The sequence below is a fragment of the Sphaerotilus sulfidivorans genome (assembly GCF_013426975.1).
Taxonomy (GTDB): Bacteria; Pseudomonadota; Gammaproteobacteria; order Burkholderiales; family Burkholderiaceae_C; genus Sphaerotilus; species Sphaerotilus sulfidivorans.
In genome coordinates, this window is record NZ_JACCPY010000080.1 from 1 (window position 1) to 1,049 (window position 1,049).

Here is a 1,049-nt window from a genome sequence, read left to right on the forward strand (position 1 = left end):
GGCTCTGTTGCACAAAGCGAGCGTCCGAGCGCTCGTAGACTGACGCGGTGAGCGAAGCCAAGAAGAAGCGGACGAAGTACCGCACGACGAACTGGAAGGCCTACAACGCGGCGCTGAAGGCGCGGGGAGCGTTGACGATGTGGCTGGACCGGGACATGCAGTGGCTGGCGGCGCCGTCGGGCAAGCGCGGGCGCAGGCAGACCTTCTCGGACGCGGCGATCCAGTTCTGCCTGAGCATCAAGTGCTTGTTCGGGCAGGCGTTGCGTCAGACGCTGGGGCTGGTGGAGAGCCTGCTGCGGCTGGCGGGGCTGGACTGGCCGGTGCCGGACTACAGCACGGTGTGCCGACGTCAGAAGACGCTGCAGGCCCAGATCACCTACCGTCCCAGCGCCGAGCCCCTGCAACTGCTGGTCGACAGCACGGGGGTCAAGTTCCTCGGCGAGGGTGAGTGGAAGCGCAAGAAGCACGGGGCCGAGTACCGCCGCGAGTGGCGCAAAGTGCATCTGGGCATCGACGCGCAGACGCTGGAGATCCGCGCGGTCGAGGTCACGAGCAATGCGATTGGCGACGCGCCGATGCTGCCCGAGCTGCTGGCGCAGATCGCGCCGGACGAGGCCGTTGCCAGCGTCACCGCAGACGGCGCCTACGACACGAGGGCGTGCCGGGATGCGATCGCGCAGCGCGGCGCGGTGGCAGTGATCGCACCGCGCAAGAACGCTCGCCTGTGGCGCCGCTCCAGTCCGGGATCCGAGTCCCGAAACGAGGCCGTCCGGGCATGCCAGCGCCTGGGGCATGGCATTTGGAAGACGTGGAGCGGCTATCACCGGCGCAGCTTGGTGGAGACCAAGATGCACTGCCTGAAGCGGTTGGGCGAGCGGGTCACGGCCCGCACGTTCGAGCGTCAGGTGGTCGAGCTGCATGTGCGCGTGGCCGTGCTCAACCGCTTCAGTCAGATCGGCCGGCCGCAGACCGTGCCGGTGGGTGCCGTGGCATGAGTCCGTCCGGGGTTGGGGTCAGGGCGTCTGCTCGTGGATTTGTGCAACAGAGCC

The 1,049-nt window shown here is 68.1% G+C and carries 1 protein-coding gene; it reads left to right on the forward strand.

The genetic code is table 11. The features are described from left to right. Positions 1 to 47: 47 nt before the first annotated feature. On the forward strand, positions 48 to 995 hold the full coding sequence (locus HZU84_RS20010) for an IS5 family transposase (protein ID WP_149503620.1): 948 nt from the start codon (positions 48 to 50) through the stop codon (positions 993 to 995). The last annotated feature ends 54 nt before the right edge of the window (positions 996 to 1,049 follow it).